Annotated in this window: 22 protein-coding genes; 5 read left to right on the forward strand and 17 right to left on the reverse strand. The window is 42.9% G+C overall.

Features of this window, described 5'->3' with window-relative positions:
* Positions 1-89: 89 nt before the first annotated feature.
* The 14 genes from rplA to WBM30_RS10740 form a co-directional block, all read right to left on the reverse strand.
* Positions 90-779: a 50S ribosomal protein L1 gene (gene rplA, locus WBM30_RS10675; protein ID WP_108032835.1), complete on the reverse strand. Its 690-nt coding sequence runs from the start codon at positions 777-779 to the stop codon at positions 90-92.
* Between the two features lie 104 nt (positions 780-883).
* A complete protein-coding gene (rplK, locus tag WBM30_RS10680; RefSeq protein WP_068562458.1) occupies positions 884-1,309 on the reverse strand; it encodes a 50S ribosomal protein L11 in 426 nt (141 codons plus the stop codon).
* A gap of 340 nt (positions 1,310-1,649) precedes the next feature.
* Positions 1,650-2,198: a transcription termination/antitermination protein NusG gene (gene nusG / locus WBM30_RS10685; RefSeq protein WP_108032836.1), complete on the reverse strand. Its 549-nt coding sequence runs from the start codon at positions 2,196-2,198 to the stop codon at positions 1,650-1,652.
* A 139-nt stretch (positions 2,199-2,337) separates the two neighbouring features.
* Positions 2,338-2,508, reverse strand: a complete 171-nt coding sequence (secE, locus tag WBM30_RS10690) for a preprotein translocase subunit SecE (protein ID WP_424900699.1) — start codon at positions 2,506-2,508, stop codon at positions 2,338-2,340.
* 35 nt (positions 2,509-2,543) lie between these two features.
* Positions 2,544-2,696 carry a 50S ribosomal protein L33 gene (rpmG, locus tag WBM30_RS10695; protein WP_072763840.1) on the reverse strand — a complete coding sequence of 51 codons (153 nt, stop codon included), beginning with the start codon at positions 2,694-2,696 and terminating at the stop codon, positions 2,544-2,546.
* A gap of 192 nt (positions 2,697-2,888) precedes the next feature.
* A complete protein-coding gene (locus tag WBM30_RS10700; RefSeq protein WP_424900700.1) occupies positions 2,889-5,063 on the reverse strand; it encodes a glucose PTS transporter subunit IIA in 2,175 nt (724 codons plus the stop codon).
* Positions 5,064-5,321: 258 nt separating this feature from the next.
* Positions 5,322-5,828 carry an N-acetyltransferase family protein gene (locus tag WBM30_RS10705; RefSeq protein ID WP_424900701.1) on the reverse strand — a complete coding sequence of 169 codons (507 nt, stop codon included), beginning with the start codon at positions 5,826-5,828 and terminating at the stop codon, positions 5,322-5,324.
* The gene (menA, locus tag WBM30_RS10710) at positions 5,825-6,766 is read right to left on the reverse strand and encodes a 1,4-dihydroxy-2-naphthoate polyprenyltransferase (protein ID WP_424900702.1); all 942 of its coding nucleotides are present in this window, start codon (positions 6,764-6,766) and stop codon (positions 5,825-5,827) included. Before menA ends, WBM30_RS10705 begins: the two co-directional genes overlap by 4 nt.
* A gap of 11 nt (positions 6,767-6,777) precedes the next feature.
* Positions 6,778-7,833: an FAD:protein FMN transferase gene (locus WBM30_RS10715; protein ID WP_424900726.1), complete on the reverse strand. Its 1,056-nt coding sequence runs from the start codon at positions 7,831-7,833 to the stop codon at positions 6,778-6,780.
* Positions 7,834-7,960: 127 nt separating this feature from the next.
* Positions 7,961-8,503, reverse strand: a complete 543-nt coding sequence (locus WBM30_RS10720; protein ID WP_424900703.1) for an FMN-binding protein — start codon at positions 8,501-8,503, stop codon at positions 7,961-7,963.
* A gap of 210 nt (positions 8,504-8,713) precedes the next feature.
* Entirely contained in the window at positions 8,714-9,694 is a 981-nt protein-coding gene (locus WBM30_RS10725) for a polyprenyl synthetase family protein (RefSeq protein WP_424900704.1), read from the reverse strand.
* A 35-nt stretch (positions 9,695-9,729) separates the two neighbouring features.
* Positions 9,730-10,152, reverse strand: a complete 423-nt coding sequence (locus WBM30_RS10730) for a NusG domain II-containing protein (protein WP_424900705.1) — start codon at positions 10,150-10,152, stop codon at positions 9,730-9,732.
* 71 nt (positions 10,153-10,223) lie between these two features.
* Positions 10,224-12,101, reverse strand: a complete 1,878-nt coding sequence (locus tag WBM30_RS10735; RefSeq protein WP_424900706.1) for an FAD-dependent oxidoreductase — start codon at positions 12,099-12,101, stop codon at positions 10,224-10,226.
* A 227-nt stretch (positions 12,102-12,328) separates the two neighbouring features.
* On the reverse strand, positions 12,329-12,916 hold the full coding sequence (locus WBM30_RS10740) for a Gx transporter family protein (protein ID WP_424900707.1): 588 nt from the start codon (positions 12,914-12,916) through the stop codon (positions 12,329-12,331).
* A gap of 304 nt (positions 12,917-13,220) precedes the next feature.
* Between WBM30_RS10740 and WBM30_RS10745 the strand changes: the two genes are divergently transcribed.
* From WBM30_RS10745 to WBM30_RS10765, 5 genes are all read left to right on the forward strand, one after another.
* Positions 13,221-13,424 carry a helix-turn-helix domain-containing protein gene (locus tag WBM30_RS10745; protein ID WP_424900708.1) on the forward strand — a complete coding sequence of 68 codons (204 nt, stop codon included), beginning with the start codon at positions 13,221-13,223 and terminating at the stop codon, positions 13,422-13,424.
* Between the two features lie 2 nt (positions 13,425-13,426).
* Entirely contained in the window at positions 13,427-14,491 is a 1,065-nt protein-coding gene (locus tag WBM30_RS10750; RefSeq protein ID WP_424900709.1) for a DNA cytosine methyltransferase, read from the forward strand.
* A complete protein-coding gene (locus tag WBM30_RS10755) occupies positions 14,491-15,561 on the forward strand; it encodes a DNA cytosine methyltransferase (protein WP_424900710.1) in 1,071 nt (356 codons plus the stop codon). Before WBM30_RS10750 ends, WBM30_RS10755 begins: the two co-directional genes overlap by 1 nt.
* Before the next feature lie 157 nt (positions 15,562-15,718).
* Positions 15,719-17,302 carry an AAA family ATPase gene (locus tag WBM30_RS10760; RefSeq protein WP_424900711.1) on the forward strand — a complete coding sequence of 528 codons (1,584 nt, stop codon included), beginning with the start codon at positions 15,719-15,721 and terminating at the stop codon, positions 17,300-17,302.
* Entirely contained in the window at positions 17,295-18,539 is a 1,245-nt protein-coding gene (locus WBM30_RS10765; RefSeq protein ID WP_424900712.1) for an LlaJI family restriction endonuclease, read from the forward strand. Before WBM30_RS10760 ends, WBM30_RS10765 begins: the two co-directional genes overlap by 8 nt.
* A gap of 338 nt (positions 18,540-18,877) precedes the next feature.
* On the opposite strand, the gene WBM30_RS10770 is transcribed toward WBM30_RS10765, so the two are convergent.
* Genes WBM30_RS10770 through WBM30_RS10780 form a run of 3 tightly spaced genes read right to left on the reverse strand, consistent with a single transcriptional unit; the run spans position 18,878 to position 20,800 of the window.
* On the reverse strand, positions 18,878-19,486 hold the full coding sequence (locus WBM30_RS10770) for an AAA family ATPase (RefSeq protein WP_424900713.1): 609 nt from the start codon (positions 19,484-19,486) through the stop codon (positions 18,878-18,880).
* A gap of 7 nt (positions 19,487-19,493) precedes the next feature.
* Entirely contained in the window at positions 19,494-20,357 is an 864-nt protein-coding gene (locus WBM30_RS10775) for a class II fructose-bisphosphate aldolase (protein WP_086628812.1), read from the reverse strand.
* Between the two features lie 26 nt (positions 20,358-20,383).
* Positions 20,384-20,800 (reverse strand): tetratricopeptide repeat protein, encoded by a 417-nt coding sequence (locus WBM30_RS10780; RefSeq protein WP_424900714.1) that lies wholly within the window; start codon positions 20,798-20,800, stop codon positions 20,384-20,386.
* Positions 20,801-20,812 lie beyond the last annotated feature (12 nt).

A 20,812-nucleotide genomic window follows, 5' to 3' on the forward strand; every position in this document is an offset into this window, starting at 1 on the left:
ATATTAAGGCTCGCACCCCCTGCTGTCTTCGGTAGCATATATTAACCTCAACGACTATACCAAAGATAGTCGTTCAGGTCAAGGTTTTTTTATAAAGAGCTTGCGTCCACTTTAACGCCAGGTCCAAATGTAGTTGTTACACTTACATTTTTAACGTATTGGCCTTTAGCAGTTGCTGGTTTAGCTTTAACGATTACATCGTTGATCGTACGGAAGTTTTCCAACAATTTAGCATCGTCGAATGATACTTTACCGATAGGAACGTGGATGTTACCAGCTTTGTCAGCACGGTATGTAACTTTACCAGCTTTGATTTCGTCAATAGCTTTCGTTACGTCCATTGTTACAGTACCTGTTTTAGGGTTTGGCATCAAGCCTTTAGGTCCCAATACACGACCCAAACGTCCAACTTCACCCATCATGTCAGGAGTTGCAACGACAACATCAAAGTCAAACCATCCGCCTTGGATTTTTTGAACCATGTCTGCGTCGCCTACGTAGTCTGCACCAGCAGCTTCAGCTTCTTTAGCTTTTTCGCCTTTAGCGAACACTAAAACGCGTTGTGTTTTACCAGTTCCGTTTGGAAGCACGACTGCTCCACGGATTTGTTGATCATTTTTACGAGTGTCGATCCCTAAACGGTAAGCGACCTCAACAGTTGCGTCGAATTTTGCAAAATCGACTTCTTTCGCTAATGCTACTGCTTCTTCTACTGAATATGATTTAGTAGAATCCACTTTTTTGGCAGCATCTTGGAATTTTTTACTTTTTTTAGCCATTGAATTTTCCTCCTAGATTGTGGTTTTAACGGATTAACCTCCCACGTGTGGCCAAAAACGTCTAACGAGCGTTCGGAAGGCCACATGAGAAGCTGCCTTTTGAATTAGTCTTGAACTGTAATACCCATTGAACGGGCAGTACCTTCGACCATACGCATAGCAGCTTCTACGTCTGCTGCATTTAAGTCTACCATTTTTGTTTCAGCGATTTCTTTAACTTGGTCACGTGTTACGGTACCAACTTTTTTCTTGTTCGGTTCGCCTGAACCTGATTCGATACCTGCAGCTTTTTTCAGTAATACTGGAGCTGGAGGAGTTTTAGTAATGAAGGTGAATGAACGATCTTCATATACAGAAATGACAACGGGAATGATCATACCTGCTTGGTCAGCTGTACGTGCATTGAATTCTTTACAGAATCCCATGATGTTTACTTGTGCTTGACCCAAAGCTGGACCTACTGGTGGAGCAGGAGATGCTTTACCTGCAGGAATTTGTAACTTAACTAATTTAACAACTTTTTTAGCCACGAGACATACCTCCTTGATTGTTCGTGATGTGGTTTAATGGGGTTAAGATTTCCCCTCCCACTCAATCCATACGCCTGAACGTACCGATATATTATATCAGTACACCCAAATAAATGCAATAGTTTTTAATGCTAATAACTAAATTTGTCTAACCGGTATTAGCGCATCACCTTAGGTGATCTAAAAGTTTGAAAAATAGTATACCCTCTTAAAGCGATGGCTAGCTTCACGGGTTAGCCCTTCGGAAATTAGATAAATCGCACCTATTGCGCTCTACGATGCTCAGTCGGCACGATTTCCTAAATTTCTTTCAGGGCTGAACAAACCCGTTCCGCTTTTCTTAGCCTTTATCGACTTGGTCGTAATCCAACTCGGCAATTGTTTCGCGGCCGAACATTTCGATCATGACCTTCAACTTGCCTTTTTCGCTGTCCACTTCTTCAACGAACCCTGACAAGCCATTGAATGCGCCATCGGTGATGGTGACAGGCTCGCCTTTTTCGAATTTCACGTCGTGCATGCGCGTGCTCATACCCATGCGCTTCAGAATGACTTCGATTTCTTCATTCAATAAAGGAGACGGCTTGCTTCCCGCTCCATGCGATCCGACGAAACCGGTGACGCCCGGAGTATTACGGACAACGAACCACGCTTCATCAGACATGATCATTTCAACCAATACATACCCAGGGAAGGTTTTTTGCGTAGTCGCCTTCTCTTTGCCGTCCTTCACTTCCACTTGCTCTTCTTCCGGGATGACGACGCGGAAGATGTGGTCTTCCATGTTCATGCTTTGCGCACGCGATTCGATGTTCAGTTTCACTTTGTTCTCATAACCTGAATAAGTGTGCAACACATACCATTGTTTTTCGTTTTCGATCGTTTCCATTTGTGCATCTTCTTTCTTGGTGGATTTTTATTTGACTTCGTTTTTTGTAAACAAAAAAACCTTCCTGTCGTTGAAAGGTTCCTTCTGTACGGCGTTAACATTATAGCATCACGAAGACCGTATGGCTACAAATCTTCTTTTAATTTAAGATTAAAGCCATTGCCTCTGTGATCCCAAAATCTACTGCGGCAAAAAATATTCCGAATAGAATGGTTGTAACGACTACCGTATTTGTATATTTTGCTAATTCCTTACCAGTCGGCCAAGTCACTTGCTTCATTTCATCCGCTACGCTCTTCAGAAATTTCATGCTTATCCTCCTACTATATGTTGCCAGTTTCGTCTTTATTTCGTTTCTTTGTGCAAGGTATGCTTTCCGCAGTACCGGCAAAATTTCTTGACTTCCAAACGTTCTGTACGACCTTTTTCAGTAGGTGTGATGGTGTAGTTCCTTGATCCACATACGGTACAGGCTAATGCGGCTTTTCTGATAGCCATGTCGCTCACCTATTTTCTCTCTATTTGTGTACACAATACAAGCTAATATTAGAGCGCCTGCCCCAAATAGTCAACTCTTTTATTTTTATGGATACGCCCAAAAATACAAAAAGGCCTCCGGATCTGAGACCGGAAACCCTTTTGTTGCGCTATTCATTTCTGCATTACCTTATCCGCGTTGAATCTTACTTCTTATTGAACTGTAACGATTGCATCGCCAAGATCCACAGTACCTTCTGCAACAACTTCAATATTTTTGTAATTGAAAGTGTTTGTGATTACGATAGGAGTCGTTGTCTTGTAACCGGAAGCTTTGATGAAGTCGATATCGAAATCAACCAATTTGTCTCCTATTTCAACAAAATCCCCAGCCTTAACATAAGTAGTGAAACCTTCACCTTTCAGATTGACTGTATCCAATCCGATATGGATCAAAATTTCAACGCCTTCGTCCGATTCCAGACCGATAGCATGCTTCGTGTCGAAAACCATCACGACTTTACCGTTGATCGGCGAAACAACTTCACCGACTGCAGGTTCGATTGCGATCCCTTTACCCAATGCTTCACTAGCGAAGGCAGCATCATCCACTTGCGTCAATGGAATGGCGATACCAGCGATAGGCGAACGCAAAGTAGTGGCAACTGTCGCTTTTTCTTCAGCAGCAGGTGCTGTTGGTGTTACTGTTGCTTTTTCTTCTGTTTTTTCAACAGCCTTCAGACCATAGTAGTCTTCTTTGGAAGGCAACTTAGCAGCACTGCCGCTGTCGATGAATTCTTCCAGGTTTGATTTGATGTTAGAAACTTTCGGTCCGTAAACAACTTGAACGCCATTTCCTTTATGGATGACGCCAGATGCTCCCGTGCCCTTCAACAATTCTGCATCAACCAAATCTCCGTTTGCTACAGTTGTACGCAGACGTGTCGCACAGCTGTCGACGTCCACGATGTTCGCTGCGCCACCCAGACCATAAATGATGGAAGCAGACATTTCATCCGTTTCATTTTTCACGACTGACGAAAGGTCTACAGCGCCTTCTTGCGCTTTCGCATTCATGTCAGCACGTGTATACAATTTCACTTCAGTCGAATCATCTTCACGACCCGGAGTCTTGTAGTTGAACTTCTTGATCAAGAACGAGAACAGGAAGTAGTAGACTACGAAGTAAACAAGACCGATGATGACGATCCAGATCCAGTTTGTTTTGGCATTTCCTTGCAGGATACCGTACAAGAACATATCGATGAATCCGCCTGAGAAAGTCATGCCGACACCTACGTTGAACATATGCATCAACATGTAAGCAACACCGGCTAAAGCAGCGTGGATGATATATAGTGGTGTAGCAACAAATAAGAATGTGAATTCCAACGGCTCAGTGATACCTGTAAGCATGGAAGTTAATGCAGCAGACAACAAAAGTCCGCCGGCTTCTTTTCTTTTTTCTGGTTTAGCTGTGCGATACATAGCTAAAGCAGCACCAGGCAACCCGAAGATCATCAACGGGAATTTACCTGACATGAAGCGGGTAGCCGCAACGCTGAAGACAGTTGTGTCCGGATCAGCCAATTGCGCGAAGAAGATGTTTTGCGCACCTTCGACCATTTTTCCGCCGACTTCCATCGTTCCGCCCACTGCCGTTTGCCAGAAAGGCAAGTAGAACACGTGGTGCAGACCGAAAGGAATCAACGCACGCTCCATGAAACCATAGAGCCATGTTCCCGCATATCCGGAACCTTGAACCAAAGCGCCGATCGCATTGATGCCTTCTTGCACTGGCGGCCAGATGAAGATCATCAGGATACCTACGAACAAGTAAACGATCGATGAAATGATCGGAACAAAACGAGTGCCTTCAAAAAATGAAAGAGCAGCTGGTAATTGAATTTTATAAAAGCGATTATGAAGTGCAGCAACACCCAAACCGACGATCATACCTCCAAAAACACCCATTTGTAATGACTCTATACCCAACACATTTGTGATTGATCCTTCGATGAACTGATCTGCGCCGCCACGGGCTACGATCATAGCTCCGATGGATGAATGCATGATCAGGAAGGCGATGACAGCCGCCAAAGATGCAGTCGCTTTTTCAGCTTTCGCCATACCGATGGCACAGCCGACAGCGAAGATCAATGGCAAGTTCCCAAAGACGACCGATCCGGCCTGGTTCATTACGTTCAATACATCATAAATGAACGTCCCTTGACCCATAAGTTCCGTTAAACCATATGTTTCTAGTGTCGTAGCATTAGTAAATGACCCACCGATACCCAAAAAGAGTCCGGCTACTGGTAAAATGGCGATTGGCAGCATGAACGAACGGCCAACACGCTGTAAAACACCAAAAAGTTTGTCCTTCATTTTTAATCCTCCAAATACGGACAAGGAAAGTTACGCTGCAGAACATGCTGACACGCTCCGATTGCAACTGACCTCGTTCTCTTTATTTAAGCGGACGGAAAATGCAGGGGATGAATATAGCGCTTTCTTGATCAATAAATGAAGATTCTGAAAGATAAGACACTCCGAATCCATAGCCATTATAACGTAACTGGCTTTTCATTAAAAGCAAGAAGTAACATTTTGGACACATATTTAAAAGCTTTTTTGAAAACGCCATTATGAAAACGTTTCATCGTATAGGTATGTTAATTCAAGCAACATTGTGCAAGAATTCCGCTGTTTTTTCAACACGCGGAATCCGTAGCGTTCATAAAGGCCGCGCGCCGGGTTGGAGCGGGCCACACTCAGCGAAACAGCCGCCAAGCCCGTTGCCCGCAACTGCGTCAGCATCCGCTCGAGCAGCGCCGTCCCGATGCCGCGCCCGCGGAAAGCCGGCAGCACCGCAAGCATGAGTTCCGGCACGCCTGCGCGGACGAAGCCGTAGCCTTTTGGGGCAGCCATCGCAAAACGGATCCACACCGCTCCGACCGCTTCACCATCGGACAATGCCACGAATGCCAAATCGCCTTCTCGGCCGAAGTCCGCATAGTAGCGTTGGATTGCCGGCTCTTCCAATACCTTCCGCGGCAAAAAGCCCCCGCCTTTGGGCGAATAGATCGCCTGATAAGTCATTTCCTTCAGAAATAACTCATCCGCAGGGGCTCCGTGTCTGATTGTGATCATTTCAGGATAAGCGACACAATTAGCAGGATGATTTCCAACCCGTGATAAAGGATCAGATTTTTGATTGCCAGATTGAATGTCGTTGCTTTGTCCTGTTTGGCTTTGAAGCGGTTGATATTGCGCTGGATGATCGGGAAGATCGCCCAAATGAACAGCATCCAAACCGGATAGATCCCGAACAACACCGAAATTGTCGTTGCAGCGAATGCCCCGTAGTACAACCAAGCATACAGGCGTACAGCAACCGGCTTCCCGATGTAGAAAGTCAAAGTATAGCGGTGATTGGAAATATCCGTTTCATAGTCGCAGATATTGTTTGCCAGCATGATGTTGGCGATGCTGAACACAAGCGGAGCCGACTGCAGCAAGATAATCAACAGCGTTACGATGTTTCCCGCCAACATAAAGTTCGGCCACTGCAACAAGAGCGACGCCAGCGTCCCAGCAGGCACGTTCACGAAAACAGCAATGAAAAAGATGCCGAAACCCATTGTCAACCCCGAGGCAACTTCTCCAAGAGGCATCCGGGAAATCGGAAACGGACCGAACGTATACAGGATCCCGATTGCGAAACAGAGCGCTCCGATCACCAACAGCAACAGATTGGTCCGCGCTGTCAGGATCAAGCCAAGCAATGCCGCGAACGCAATCATCGAAACGATGATTGTCGCAGCTTTCTTGACAGAAATCGAAGCTTTGCCGAGGATATTTTCCTCATCGCGGTAAATCAGATTTTTCGCCTTCACGTAGTCCATCGTGTTGTTGATGGCTGTCGTCGCCATGTCAAAAACGACCATTGCTATGAAGAATAAAATAGTGTTCAGCGCATTGATGCTGCCGAAATGGTAGAGCGTAAACAAGGTTCCAAGCACAAACGGAAACAGGCTGGCCAATTTGGTCTTGATTTCCACAAATTCCAAAAATACAGGTACATTCATCTCATTCACTCCTACTCATTTTCCCAAATGTAATCGTCGTTCGTCAGTTCAAAATTATCCGCCAAACCGTCCGAAACGTAGACTTTTTTGTCCTTTGTGACAAAAACGGCTTCGATATCCTCGCGTTCGTTGACGTAGGCCAGACCCGCTTCCATCCCGAGACCGAAGACAAGCGTCGAGAGGGCATCCCCATCGATCGATTTATCAGAAATGATCGAAACGCCGGCGATATCATTATCGAATGGATAGCCGGTCTCCGGATCCATCAGATGATGATAGCTGACGCCGTCCACTTCGATGTAGCGTTCATAGATGCCCGAAGTCACAATCGAACGGTCTTTTTGTTTGGTCTTGCCGATTGTCTCCCCGCGCGCCGCCAAAGGATCCTGGATCCCCACGTTCCAAGCTTCCCCTTCACGCAACGGCGAACCCCCCAGCACATAGATATTGCCGCCAAGGTCGATGATGGCGGTCGTCACGCCTTCCTCCACCAGCAGTTCCTTCACTTCATCGGTAATGTAGCCTTTGGCGATGGCACCCAGATCCAACCGCATGCCCGCATCTGCCAACTGAACAGTCTGTTCCTTATCGTCCAGCGCGACGCGCTCGTAATCGACCAAAGTCAGTGCTGCATCGATTTCGATCTGTTCGGGCTTTCTGGCGTCATCGAAGCCGATATGCCACAGTTCCGTGATTGGTCCGATCGACAAGTCAAAATCTCCGTCGGATGCCTCGCTGTAATCCCACGCACTCCGCACCAATGGGTAGACATCGTCCGACAGCTCCACCGCCGCCGTACCTGCAGCGGCATTGACTGCATCGATTTCCGATCCGGCTTCATTCACGGTGATTTTATCCGCCAACGCCTCGACACGGTCGAACGCTTTTTCCAAAACGGCCTCTTTGCCTTCGTCATAGACGCGCACCGTCACGTAGGTCCCCATCAGAAATTCTGTTTTCTCATACGGTTCTTTCCGTACAGTCGTTTCTTCCGGTGTGTCGCTATTGCCGCACCCCCCGAAGAAGAGCGCCAGCAGCATTACACCCGAAAGCCCGGCCTTATTCATATATTTTTTCATCCGTTCACCCCATATCTACATTTAAAAAAGACAGGCAGGAACAAGAACGCTGTCCCTACCTGTCTATGATAATCTTTTATCTTTTCGAAATACACCAAAAAAGCGGAAACCTGGTTTATTCTTCGACTACGTTGTCGACTTCGATTGCGGCTGTTTCGCCGACTACTGCTGCATCAACTAACTGTTGTGCATATTTCTTGAATGTGTCAGAAGAATTCGTAGCACCTGTTACGACTTCCACAGCATCTGGATCTTGTTTTTCAACCAACTGGTTGTTCAAATTCGGGAAGTAATCAGCAGGACCCACGCCAACTTTACCTGTCATGTTCGCTTGATATTCTGCATCTTCAGATTTCTTTTCGCCGGCTTCATTCACGTTCTCATATGTTGAGGCAGTTATTTTCCCGTCCACGACAGTGATCGAGAATTCAGTTTTCCAGCCACGTGTATCGAAGTTCTTTTCGACCAATGTGTAAGTGCCGTCTTGCAATTCAGCTGCTGTTGAAGAAGCTTCAGAAGAAGACTCAACCACAACTTCAGATGAAGCTGCTGCTGACGATTCTTTGTCCGTGTCTGTATCGGCACCACCGCAAGCTGCTAATACGAAAGTTGATGCCAGCAAAAGAGTTGCCGTAGATAACGTTTTCTTAAATTCCATAATCTATCCCACCCTGTTCTTTTTATGATAGCGGTCAGATATGTGACACCAATCACAAGCCCCCTATATCTTTCCACTTACTTATCATACCATTTGTTACATCTTTAGCCAAATAAAATCTATATATTTAACAAAAAAAACCATTATTTTCTAATGTTTTATCTCGAAATGAAAAACTACCCATCCGTATAACGCGGATGGGTAGTTTTGCTACATATTGCGATAAAGCAATTGCTCAGTTAATTTCGTTAGCGTTTCCTTTACGGGATGGTGCGGCATTTTTTGGATCATCTTCAGCGCTTTCGTCGTGTACTTCTTGGCCAAGGCCTGTGCAGCGCGATTGCCGCCATAGCGTTCCACCAAACCATGAATTTCAGCGAGTTCCTCAGCGGTCACATCCGCCCCTTTGGCGATATAGGCAGCGAACGCTTTGCGGTCGACCTGCATCGCATACAGCACAGGCGCTGTGTAGATGCCGTTGCGGAAGTCGCTCAGAGCCGGTTTGCCCAAAGTTTTATCGTCCTGCGTGTAGTCCAATACGTCATCCATGACCTGGAAGGCCATGCCGATGTCGTGGCCAATCCGATAGGCCATCTGGGCCAACTTCTCGTCTTCAGCCGATCCATAAGCACCAGCATAGCAGCTCAACGCGAACAGCTGAGCCGTTTTACCTTGGATCTGGCGCAAGTAATCGCGCATACGCATGTTCGGATTGTAGCGCATATCCATCTGGTTCAGTTCGCCGATCAGGATGCTTTCCATCCCGTTCGTGTCGATCTTCAGCACAGCAGCATCGCCGGCATAAGCGGACAGCAAGCGGAAGCAGACCGTGAAGAGGTAATCCCCCGAATAGACGGCAATCTGATTGCCGAATACCCGGTTCATCGTAGCCTGGCCGCGGCGGGTGCCGGCTTCATCGATGACGTCATCGTGCATCAACGTTGCCGTATGCAACAACTCCACTGCCGCAGCGATCGCCTGCGCCCGTTCCGCATCCCGTTGCGGGGAATAGTAGGAAAACAGCAGGCAATAGGCTGGCCGCAGCATTTTTCCGCCTGAAAGCAGCCGGGCGAGGATCGCTTCCCTGACCGCCGGGTTCTTGAGCGTTATGTTTTTTTCCAACAGCTCATTGGTGGCGACCAATTCCGCCTGCAACAGCGGATACTGGTCCCACATCGAATGAATTTTCATACTGAAACTCCTTTTGTTCTGCCCTTAAGTATTTGTCAGGAGATGATGTCGAGGGCCTCTTCATCGTCAGCGGTCGTCCCTTGCGCACCTCGCACCTCAATAAGCACACGGTTCGGCAGACACATGATCGTCTCCCCGATGCCATCCTTTGCGCCCATGCGTACGCACAACTGGTCGCCGCAATCGGCGGAAGCAATCCGGATTTGGGCCCCTTCCCGCACGATCACGTTCTCATGCCCATGGTCGTCCCGATAGACGTACGTCTCCGTTTTGCCGTCCTCTTTCAGGACAAATTCCTTCACCACATTGCCGTCCACGCTGATGACTGCGATATTATCCGCGCTCTCCGCGTTTGCTTGATGATAGGAGAAGACCCCCAACGGCAGGAAGGAAGCCGCCATCAAAAAAAGGATGATGAGCAGATCACCTCTGCGGATCATTTTCAGGTATTTTCTCATTTCCCGTCCCTCTCTTCTGAAAAGAAAAGGGCTAAGGCAAGTCTCCCCACCTTAACCCTGTTAGATCGTTATTATTGACCGACACCCGGTCTATAGATTGATTTTGTCTTACCATACCACCAGTTGTCAAGTTTCTTCTGGATCCACGGAATCACGTAGTAGTCCAAACCGAAGGCTCTGCCTGAACCGTTCATCAAAGCAATGGCCACAGGAACGAACCACATGTTCACCCAGTAGAACATACCGGATAAGGCGAACGAGATCACCAATGCGATCGTTGCGGCATTCGCCAAGAAAGTGAACAAGCCCGCGATGATCGCCAAACCGATCAGCAACTCGACGATCGTCATGAATTTTTGGAAGAACAAAGCCATTTCAGGATTCGGGATCATGATTTTCATGATGCTGTTGAACCACTCAGGTGCTTCTTTAAAGATCATCATCGGCTCTTCACCGTAGGCATAGCTCAAACCGAACACCGGATGGCTGACTGCTGCAGCCGTGTCGGTTACCGCTTGGGATGCTCCGGTTGTCGCTTCCTTCAGCCAAGCAAACGGCAGGACGATCTCATCGCCGAACCAAGAAGTCGTGCCGTACAGGCCGTAGATCTTCTTGATTGCTTCCCATGTCCACATGCTGCCGTAGAAGACGCGCAATGGCAGTGCCCAGAGCACATTGCCCAAACGGGACAAGTGACCACGGAAGATGTTGCGTTTTTCTTTGATATGGAAGAATTCATGATAAATGTATTGCACGAAATAATAACCTGAACCAATCGTCATGAAGTAGAACAAGTTCACCATGTGTTTCACCAACATTGCTATGAAGCCGCTCAAATGGATTTTATCCATCAAGTAGGCAACACCATAACGGGAACCGATCGAAATCATGAAGCCTTGATACGTGCCTTTGTGTTCCGTCTTCTCTGTGCCTTCGATAGAAGCGATGATGTTGGCGGCCGCTGTATGTCCCGTTTGTTCTGCGGATTGCACAATCTGCGGTACTGGTGCATTGTTTTTGTCAGGCTCTTCGTAGTAGACCAAGTCCCCTGCCAGATATACGCCTTCGGAATCTTTCGCTTCCATGTATTTATTGGCTACCAAACGGCCCGCTCTTGCTTGCTCGATGCCGTAAGCAGCTGCATCCGTGTTGGCTTTTACCCCTGCCGTCCAGATCAGTGTATGTGTCGGAATGACCGTTCCATCTGACAACTCCACGCTATCCTTTTGAACGTTCGCGACGCCATTGCCTTTGATGATCTGGATACCTTGCTTGCGCATGTATTTCTCAGCTTTTTGTTGTTCCTTTTCGGTAACGACACCCAGAATCTGCGGTGCAGCTTCAACCAGATAAAGACTGAATTCAGCCGGATCCAATTTGTTGGCTCTAGCCAGTTGGTCTTTCCATTCCATCAAGTCGCCGACAAGTTCCACACCGGTAAAACCAGCTCCGCTGACTACAGCAGTCAGCATTGCTTTGCGCTTCTCGTCATTGTGTTCATTTGAGGCTGCTTCGACTGTATCCTGGATATGACGGCGAATTTTGTTCGCATCTTCCCATGACCACATCGTGAAGCCATTCTCATCGACGCCCGGTACGTTGAACGTATTCGGCTCGCCACCCATTGCCAGAATCAGATAGTCATAGTTGAAGCTGTGGCTGCTTGTCGTGACCACTTTCGCTTCACGGTCCACATGGGTCACTTCATCCGTAATGATATCCACGTTTCTGTTACGGCTGAACAGACGTTGTAGATCATATTGGATCGCGTCGGGCTGCACACGTCCCGCTGCCACCTCATGCAACTCGGTCATATATGTCTGGTAGGAATGTTTGTCGATCAAGGTGATCAAGACATCCGGATTTTTCTTGAAATGTCGGGATAATTTCTTCGCGGCGGCCACACCGGCGAAACCTGCTCCCACAACCACAATATTCTTTTTACTCATTAGGTAGTCTCCTTTTTTTCTATGTCCAGCGCCTTACAGCGCCTATTCACTTATTTAAAATAACCACATTTATAAGTATAGTGTATTTGTGAATAATTGTCCATGCAAAAAGTGGAAGTAGCAGGAAAAGTTTCTGTATGAGTGTTTCCCCATCTTTCCCACCCTGTTTTCTTCCTCACGCGTCGGATTAAAACCTTTCGCATTGGAGAGGTTACCGCAATAAACCACTAGCCTTTCTTATCCCGGTAGACCAATGAAGCCTCGTACCACGCTTTCGTCAATTTACTTTTAGTGGCCTCTTCAAGTTGGAATTGGCGGATCGTCGAGACGTGCTCCAACAAGTAATTCGCCGCCACACCGACCGCGATTCCCGAGAAGATGCCGGTAATGGAAAGAATCGGCAAGTAGAGCATCACGCTGAACGATTGCGCGATCAGACTCGCCATCGCCAACTGGCCGACATTGTGCAGAATCCCGCCGGCAGCGCTGATTCCGATCATGCTGACCCGCTTCGGACCCAAAAGCCGGACCAAAAGCATCCCGCCATAACTCAAAAAAGCCCCCGCAAAACTGTACAGGAAGGTAGATAATGTCCCGCCCAACAACGTTGAGATCAACAACCGCATCCACACGACCTTGAAACTATCTTTGTACGGCAACGTAAAGATCGCCAACAAGGTGATGATGTTCGCCAAACCCAGCTTCGCACCCGGCGCAAACGCGAACGGAAACGGAATCGCCCGCTCCAGCATCGTGATGACCACCCCCTGCGCAGCCAATAATGAAATATAGATCAACCGTTTATTTTTATTCATAGTTAGGTCCTTGCTTATTAAAATTCGTACTTAAAGTGTAGCACAAATTCGCACAAGAAATGAACTATGAATAACCTTTTCGATATTAACATTAATGATTACGAATGAAACTCTGAATTCACAGAAAAACATTTGTACAAGAATATAGAAAATCTGACATTTATTAAGCATTTAAATCTCTCATATATCAAAAGGCGAACAAACGTTTGACATCAATTGATAATTAGGATATATTATAGAATGTCGAGAATGCGAATAATCATTCGATATAAGGACTTTTTCGGAAAAGGTGGGGTGGATTGTAATGAAGGTTAGTTATAAACCTTTATGGAAATTATTAATTGATAGAGAAATCAAACAAAAAACACTCCGAGAATCAGCTAAAATAAGTTCTAGTACATTTCATAAGTTGAGAAACAATGAAAATGTAACAATTGATATTTTAATCAGAATTTGTACGGAGTTACACTGTAATTTTTCTGATATTGTGGAGTGCGTGGAGGAATAAAAATGAATAATAACGTAGTAGCTGTAAGTCTGTTTTCTGGTGCAGGAGGTTTAGATATTGCTAGTAAACTTGCTGGAGTCCCAGTGATATCAAGTACTGATTTTGACTCCGATTGTATTGAAACATTAAAACTGAATGATCTTTACTTCGGAGATACTACAATTATCCCTGGAGATTTACACACTATAGATAGTAGTATATTCAAAAATGTTGTAAAAGAAAAAGCTAATGACGCAAAATTCATTGTCATCGGCGGAGCACCTTGTCAGCCCTTCTCAAAAGCAGGATATTGGGTAGGTAACCAATCGCGTCGTGGGATTAATGATCCCCGCGCAAATTTAGTAAATGAATATCTCCGTGTAGTAACCGATCTTGAACCTGATGGATTTGTTTTTGAGAATGTTGAAAGTTTACTTCATCCTACCCATAAAATTATTGTGGAAAAATTTATTGAAATAATAGAAGAAGCAGGATATTCCTACAAGATAATAAAGGCTAATGCATTAGACTATGGAGTATCTCAAAAGAGAAAACGAATATTTATCATCGGGACAAAGGGTACTTTTAAATCTGATATCCCAGAAAAAACTCATGGGGCTCCTGATAAAATAGACGGAACTTCTCTCAGACCATACGTAAACGTTGGCGATGCAATTCGTGGATTTGATGGAGATGAATTTTTTGAACCATACGAAGTAGTTGATGGTGGAACATATGCGGCAGACTTGAAAGAAGTACCCCCTGGGATGAATTACAAAGCATTAACAGCTTGGGCTGGATATCCTAACCCTAAGTTCGTCGCGGATAAACGCTTTTGGAATTTTTTATTAAAACTTTCTCCAGATTTACCTTCTTGGACTATAACAGCTCAACCAGGACCATGGGTAGGTCCTTTCCATTGGGACAACCGCAGATTGCGGGTACCAGAAGCTGCTGCAATTCAGTCTTTCCCTACAGGATACAAATTTCATGGATCTCGTCGTTCAATTCAAAAGCAAATCGGAAATGCCGTTCCTCCTCTAATGGGAAAATCCATGATTACATTTTTGAAGGAGAGTCTAATTTAATGAAACCAAAAGTGGTAAGTATTTTCTCTGGTGGGGGAGGAATTGATATTGGATTCAATCAAGCTAATTATGATATTTTATTCTCTACAGATTTTTGGCAACCTGCAGTTGATACGTTGATTAAAAATAAATCTGCAAAAAATATTCAATGTACCGATATACGCAACGTTAATTATGCTGAAGAGTTAGATAAGGTAGGCTTTGCTACCAGTGACATCGATGTGCTAGTTGGTGGTCCTCCTTGCCCTGCCTACTCTAAATCTCGTTTTTATAGAACTGATAAAAAGCGAGCTCTTGAAGATGAAAATTCTTTTACGCTGTTTGAATATTTTCGAGCTCTTGAAGAGTTGAGACCTAAGACTTTCTTTTTTGAAAATGTATTTGGATTTGTATATAAACCCCATAGGGCTGCATTTGATTCCTTAATAGATGTTGCGGAACAATTTGGCTATCACATTACATATAAGGTGATAAATTCAGCAAACTATGGTATTCCCCAAATGCGTGAACGTTTTATATGTGTCGGGGTCCGCAAAGATGTTGGTTCACCGTTTACATTCCCTCCAGAGACTCATTTTAATTCTGAAAAAGAACAAACAATTGATTTATTTACCAATAAACAACCTTGGGTGAATTGCGGTGAAGCTATTGGTGATTTAGATTATGATTTACCTGAGGATGAGAATATGCAAGCGGGATCTAAGCATAAAGATTTACTAAAACTCATCCCTCCAGGAGATAATTATTTATATTTTACCGAAAAAAGAGGCTATCCAAACCCCATTTTTGAATGGCGTTCCCGTTACTGGTCATTTTTATTGAAGCTATCTCCTGAGAAACCATCATGGACAATTCAAGCCAGTTTTTCAAACAATCAAGGACCCTTTCATTGGAAAAATCGCTTCTTGAGAATATCAGAGATCAAACGCATACAAACATTTCCTGATGATTATGCAATTTCTGGTACATTTAAAGATCAATGGAGGCAAATTGGGAATGCTGTCCCTCCCTTATTAGTAAAGCAAATTGCAGAAGAGATGAGAGCACAGTTTTTTCCAGAAACACCATAATAATTACTTAGGTTAGGAATTGCTACTATCCCAAAAATTAGATTTGCACTCTATTTTTTGGATAATACAATTTTCTAACCTTTTTTATACCAATTTCCTATATTATTTTATATCAATTTCCTATATTATTATAGTAAGGAAAATAGGAGGTTTTATTATGGAATATCAATGGGCATATCCGGACGGAAGTATTGTATTGGGAAACTATAACTCTAGTGTAGATAGTATAAGTGAGGCACAGATACTAGTGAGTTTAACTAGGGCCTTTTCTCAACACAACCACCAAATCAATGTTGTAAAAAAACTCAATTATAGAGAATTATACGAAGTCAGTTTTAGTAACGACTCAGATTTTCAGTCTCTACTATTATGTGTGAAAGCTTCCACCCCAGGCGGAAGAGGAAATAATAATCTGAAAAACGAACAACGAATCCAATTCACTCCTGAAAGTGTTAATGCAGTCGCAAATGAAAATGGTCCTCTATTTGGTATTTACCATAGACAAGGAACGGACATTATAATTGCTTATAAACCAAGATTATCCGCTTCAACCACCACCAGTTCAAAACAAGTAAAGATTGAAACAATTGCTAAAGCGATGAAAATTGGTTTTTCTCAACAACAAATGATGGGCGGCAGCAGAGACTATGTTTGTGCATTTAGAGAAGAATTCTTATACTTCTATTTACAAAACAAGGATTGGATCCACGAGTCTCCAATAACGGCACTCAATTTACACTCACAACCTGTACCTGATTATACAAGAGATAGGGACGATTTTTTAACAGGGGCAATTAATAAAATCTATTATGGAGCTCCAGGAACAGGGAAATCGTATAAAGTTTCTCAAGAATATCCTCAATACAAACGAATAACATTTCATCCTGAATATACTTATTTTGACTTTGTTGGTGGCTTAAAACCCCAAGAAGTAACTGAAGGTAGCGAAAAGCGAATTGCATATCCCTTCGTTCCAGGTCCTTTTGCAGAGACTTTAGTATCTGCATTTAAAAATCCTGAAGATAATGTCGGATTAATTATTGAGGAAATTAATCGTGCAAATACAGCTGCAGTTTTTGGAGATATTTTCCAACTTCTTGATAGAGATTCCAGTGGATGGAGTCAGTACTCCATTACTAACCCCGATTTGCTTAACTTCATCAAAGCAGAAGTTCAAGACTTTCAAGATGAGGAAATTACCATACCTTCAAACTTCTCATTAATTGCAACCATGAATAGTAGCGATCAAGGCGTTTATATCATGGATGCTGCTTTTAAACGTCGTTGGGAATTTGAGTATCTTCCTATCACTTTCGAAAGTTCAGACTTTGATGATGTATGTATTTCTGGTTTTAACATACCTTGGAAAGAATTTGGGCTTACATTAAATAATTTCCTTTCATCCATTATCCATGAAGAGGACAAGTTAATTGGGCAGCGTTTTATTTCCATTTCAGATATGCAAAATATTGACAAAGTCGCTTCAAAGCTACTGATTTATCTTTGGGACAATGTCTTAAGATATAAACGTGATTCCGTATTTATTGAAACAACTCAATTTTCAAAAGTCGTAGAAAGTTTCAAAGAAAATGGGACAGCAATATTTGTCCCAGAATTAAAAAATCAGTTGGATTCCTTTATTATTCAGACGCCTAATGACACAGCTAATATACCAGAACCAACTTCGGATAATACGACAATTACAGAAGTACCAGAAGAAGGGGTAACTGATCTTGGTTAAATTTTATTCATTTATTGAAGGTAAAAGTTACTTAAAAAAAGATATACCGATTTCTTTTATAGAAAATGGTGCTTTTTCAATTAATAAAAATGGAACACTTAAACTTCAGGTTTGCGGATTAGCCAATATTCAAGGGAAAAATTATTTTTTCTTTCCAAAGGGCTATAACGATCAATCATCTTCATCTCAAAAAAAAGAGACTGCAAAACTTTTGTTCCATTCAATTCTTAAATATAAAAATACCGTTACCTTATCCGAAGACGAGTTAGATTGGCTAGGAAAAGATTCGAATGATTCAAGTTATTTAAATCTAGTTGATTGGCTTATCTCTGATTATCTTTCGTATGGTTTCTTTTTCGAATCCCTGAAATCTCAAGACGTAAATGGCAAGGGGAAAATTAATTGGTCAAAAACAATAAAAACTAAACTCCCCTTTGTTGAGAAAAATCGATTCCATTATCTAGAGGTCTTAACTGCAAAAAATGAAAATAATTCAAATAATTTAATTACTCAAATCCATAAAAAAGTAGTTTATGAATGTCTAGAAAAATACGGTTGGCTTTATAGTATTCCCAATTCAACAATGCATATTGAACTACCTCTAAGTGTGGAAGAACAGGTTTTGCTCCTACAAAAAAGATTGAGAGACACTTATGCTGGCCATGACATAAAATTACTGACTTCATTAATCCAATATCTTCAGAGTGTGAAAGGTAGTATTCATGACTACAGCTTAGTAACGCCATACTTCTACAATATTTGGGAAGAGATGTTGCAACACTCATTCCAACATGATCCATTCCTGCAAAATCATGTCCCTAAGCCTTATTGGGTAGTGGATTCAAATAAGATGTATACCCGGCAGATTCCTGATATTCTTGTAAAAATTGAGGATGGATTAGTGATTTTAGATGCAAAATACTATTCAACATCAACCGGCGAATTATCTCGATTCCCCGGATGGGAGAGTATTGTGAAACAACTTTACTATAGCAAATCATTAGAGGACAAGTACAAGAATATTAAAAATATATTCGTACTTCCGGATACAATAAGATGTAATTCCGGATTTAAGAAAATAGGTTACACCTCAGTAGAAGGTAAGGAGAGTGATTTTGGATATGTCTTCGCTTTTGGTATTGATATTGATTTAGTATTGAAAAATTATACTAGACACACATATCTCACTAATATATTTTTTGAAATAATTGCGCTGGCTGATCTCAAAGAATTTTAATTTAATGGAATTTGTCACAGTTGTACTCCCTGAGCATTGAGAATAATCAATATTACAAAAGTATACAGACTTAGAATTATTCTTTGGCGAAAATGTTCAATACTTATTCATCGAAAACTATTCTATTTAGTTTAGCACCGACAAGTGTACTCCATAAAAAAATTATTCTTTCAAAAGTCACAGAATAAGATCAGAGGATAAAATGTTTATTAACGAATGCTAAAGACATCATTTTTTTAGAAGTATGACTTATTCAGGACAAGTTTTGTAACACAAACAAAAACAGGCCTTAGAGACTCCTTGTCTATAAAGCCTGTTTATTGCTCTGACCACGAATGTCAGCGGTAAAGCTTCCTCAACTTTTCTAACAGCCCAGTATAATCTACTTTAGAAAAATCAGAAACATCATACTCATAAAGTTGCCCCAACGAAAACTCATTGTATTGCCGCGTTTCAATAATATTTCTGAATTCTTCCTCCGTAATCAGACTATCTGCTTTTGAACGATCCTCCAGAACATCTCCAAAATGATAGTGCGACATGATATGACTCAAATGCCTGTCCTTTTCGATATCACGCACTTTCCTTCTGGCCCACAAAGCGTTAAAGTCGGCCACTAGTCTGATTGTTATCACTTTATATGAATATTTGTTTGCTAAACTTTCTAGGTTAGAGCGTTGCTTATTGGAGAACGGATATTCCGATAAAATGAATCGTTTGCCTGCGCTCATGTACAGATCCAATGCCCCGTAATAGAATTCCCAAACCCTTTTCTCTAGCTGCACCTTCTCTTCCAGGCTATCAAACCCTACTGAGTCTGCGAATATCTCCTTGCCTTCATCCGGAGTGAGGATGAACATATCCGGTAGCACTTCTTTTATCAAATTGATTAAGTAACTTTTTCCTGTTGCTGGACTCCCTGCTATTAAAATAAGATACTTATCCATTTGAAGCCTAGCCTATCTTTAATGGACTATCTACATTCATAAATAATCCGATTTTATGTTTTACAATCTCTTTCACTTTCATGTTCGCAGGGATGACATTGTGTCTGAGTGATTTGTTCAGTTCAGTGGTGCTAAAGCAGTCTTTTGCCTCTTTGTTCCAATTCACTAATAATTCAGTACCTACGTTAAATTTGCGGATGCCATTGTTGATCAGTTCAGGATAATCTTCTTCTTTCACACCAGTTCCGCCGTGGATTACTAATGGCACATCAACTACGGCATTGATTTCTTTAAGCAATGGGATATTTACCTCTGTTTTGGATTTGAATTGGCCGTGGTTAGTCCCAATCGCAATCGCTAAAGCATCCACACCCGTTTTCTCAACGAACTCAACAGCATCCTCTGGTTTAGTGTAAACCTTGTCATTTTCCGCAACTGAAATACCTTCTTCTGTTCCGCCGATTGTACCGAGTTCACCTTCTACAGAAACGCCATGGGCATGGGCATATTCAACGACAGCTCTTGTTTTCGCGATGTTCTCTTTGAATGGCAAATGCGAACCGTCATACATCACGCTTGAAAAACCTGCATCAATTGCTGCCTTGATTTCATTGAAATCTCTTGCGTGATCCAAATGCAAAGCTACATCAACCATCTCGTCTTCTGCAATTTCTTTGACTACAGCAACAATGAGTTTATAGCCAATATATTTTGCGGTATCGATACTCGTTTGGATAATGATTGGGCTGCCCATTTCTTTTGCTGCACGAATCATTTCTGGTAACATCTCTAGATTGTGCGTATTAAACGCCCCGATTGTCATATTCAGTTCATCTGCCATAGCGGTAACTTCTTTTAAGTTTTTATACATATTCGCATCATTTCCTTTGCTGTATATTATTTTGATCCTGATATGGTTACTTTCTTAGCAATCTGTCTCATGTTATCCATTTTCCCCATGTATTCTTCGATGCCTGCATCACTGCCATTTCTTGCTGCTTCAGCTCGTTTCGCATTGTAGATGCTCATTAATTTTTTGTAGCCATCGCCAATAGTCAACTTGTAATCCAAACTCTTCTCTAAAGTGGCAAGCGCCTGATCATCCTCACCCAATTCAGCATAAGCCAATCCTAATTTTTCATGCAGCGAAGCCAACAACACGTTTTTTTGTGTATCGGCGGGATCAAGTCCCTGAATTTCCGTAGTGGTTTTTTCGATTACATCCCGTAATTCAGATATGCGCTCATCAGATAATTGAATTTTTTCTTGTACTTCTTGCACTTTTTCCTTCTTTTTTCCAAAAAAGTTAAACATTGATTTCCCCTC

It is taken from the genome of Trichococcus sp., from assembly GCF_049684335.1.
In the GTDB taxonomy this organism is placed as follows: Bacteria; Bacillota; Bacilli; order Lactobacillales; family Aerococcaceae; genus Trichococcus.

What these genes read in the sequence shown, in the direction of transcription:
- WBM30_RS10730 (WP_424900705.1), bottom strand. Translation starts at nt 10,152, where the DNA reads ATGAGAAAATACCTGAAAATGATCCGCAGAGGTGATCTGCTCATCATC.
- WBM30_RS10725 (WP_424900704.1), bottom strand. Translation starts at nt 9,694, where the DNA reads ATGAAAATTCATTCGATGTGGGACCAGTATCCGCTGTTGCAGGCGGAA.
- menA (WP_424900702.1), bottom strand. Translation starts at nt 6,766, where the DNA reads ATGAATGTACCTGTATTTTTGGAATTTGTGGAAATCAAGACCAAATTG.
- nusG (WP_108032836.1), bottom strand. Translation starts at nt 2,198, where the DNA reads ATGGAAACGATCGAAAACGAAAAACAATGGTATGTGTTGCACACTTAT.
- WBM30_RS10780 (WP_424900714.1), bottom strand. Translation starts at nt 20,800, where the DNA reads ATGTTTAACTTTTTTGGAAAAAAGAAGGAAAAAGTGCAAGAAGTACAA.
- WBM30_RS10775 (WP_086628812.1), bottom strand. Translation starts at nt 20,357, where the DNA reads ATGTATAAAAACTTAAAAGAAGTTACCGCTATGGCAGATGAACTGAAT.
- rplA (WP_108032835.1), bottom strand. Translation starts at nt 779, where the DNA reads ATGGCTAAAAAAAGTAAAAAATTCCAAGATGCTGCCAAAAAAGTGGAT.
- WBM30_RS10760 (WP_424900711.1), top strand. Translation starts at nt 15,719, where the DNA reads ATGGAATATCAATGGGCATATCCGGACGGAAGTATTGTATTGGGAAAC.
- WBM30_RS10740 (WP_424900707.1), bottom strand. Translation starts at nt 12,916, where the DNA reads ATGAATAAAAATAAACGGTTGATCTATATTTCATTATTGGCTGCGCAG.
- WBM30_RS10705 (WP_424900701.1), bottom strand. Translation starts at nt 5,828, where the DNA reads ATGATCACAATCAGACACGGAGCCCCTGCGGATGAGTTATTTCTGAAG.
- WBM30_RS10745 (WP_424900708.1), top strand. Translation starts at nt 13,221, where the DNA reads ATGAAGGTTAGTTATAAACCTTTATGGAAATTATTAATTGATAGAGAA.
- WBM30_RS10735 (WP_424900706.1), bottom strand. Translation starts at nt 12,101, where the DNA reads ATGAGTAAAAAGAATATTGTGGTTGTGGGAGCAGGTTTCGCCGGTGTG.
- secE (WP_424900699.1), bottom strand. Translation starts at nt 2,508, where the DNA reads ATGAAATTTCTGAAGAGCGTAGCGGATGAAATGAAGCAAGTGACTTGG.
- rpmG (WP_072763840.1), bottom strand. Translation starts at nt 2,696, where the DNA reads ATGGCTATCAGAAAAGCCGCATTAGCCTGTACCGTATGTGGATCAAGG.
- WBM30_RS10755 (WP_424900710.1), top strand. Translation starts at nt 14,491, where the DNA reads ATGAAACCAAAAGTGGTAAGTATTTTCTCTGGTGGGGGAGGAATTGAT.
- WBM30_RS10770 (WP_424900713.1), bottom strand. Translation starts at nt 19,486, where the DNA reads ATGGATAAGTATCTTATTTTAATAGCAGGGAGTCCAGCAACAGGAAAA.
- WBM30_RS10750 (WP_424900709.1), top strand. Translation starts at nt 13,427, where the DNA reads ATGAATAATAACGTAGTAGCTGTAAGTCTGTTTTCTGGTGCAGGAGGT.
- WBM30_RS10700 (WP_424900700.1), bottom strand. Translation starts at nt 5,063, where the DNA reads ATGAAGGACAAACTTTTTGGTGTTTTACAGCGTGTTGGCCGTTCGTTC.
- WBM30_RS10720 (WP_424900703.1), bottom strand. Translation starts at nt 8,503, where the DNA reads ATGGAATTTAAGAAAACGTTATCTACGGCAACTCTTTTGCTGGCATCA.
- WBM30_RS10715 (WP_424900726.1), bottom strand. Translation starts at nt 7,833, where the DNA reads ATGAATAAGGCCGGGCTTTCGGGTGTAATGCTGCTGGCGCTCTTCTTC.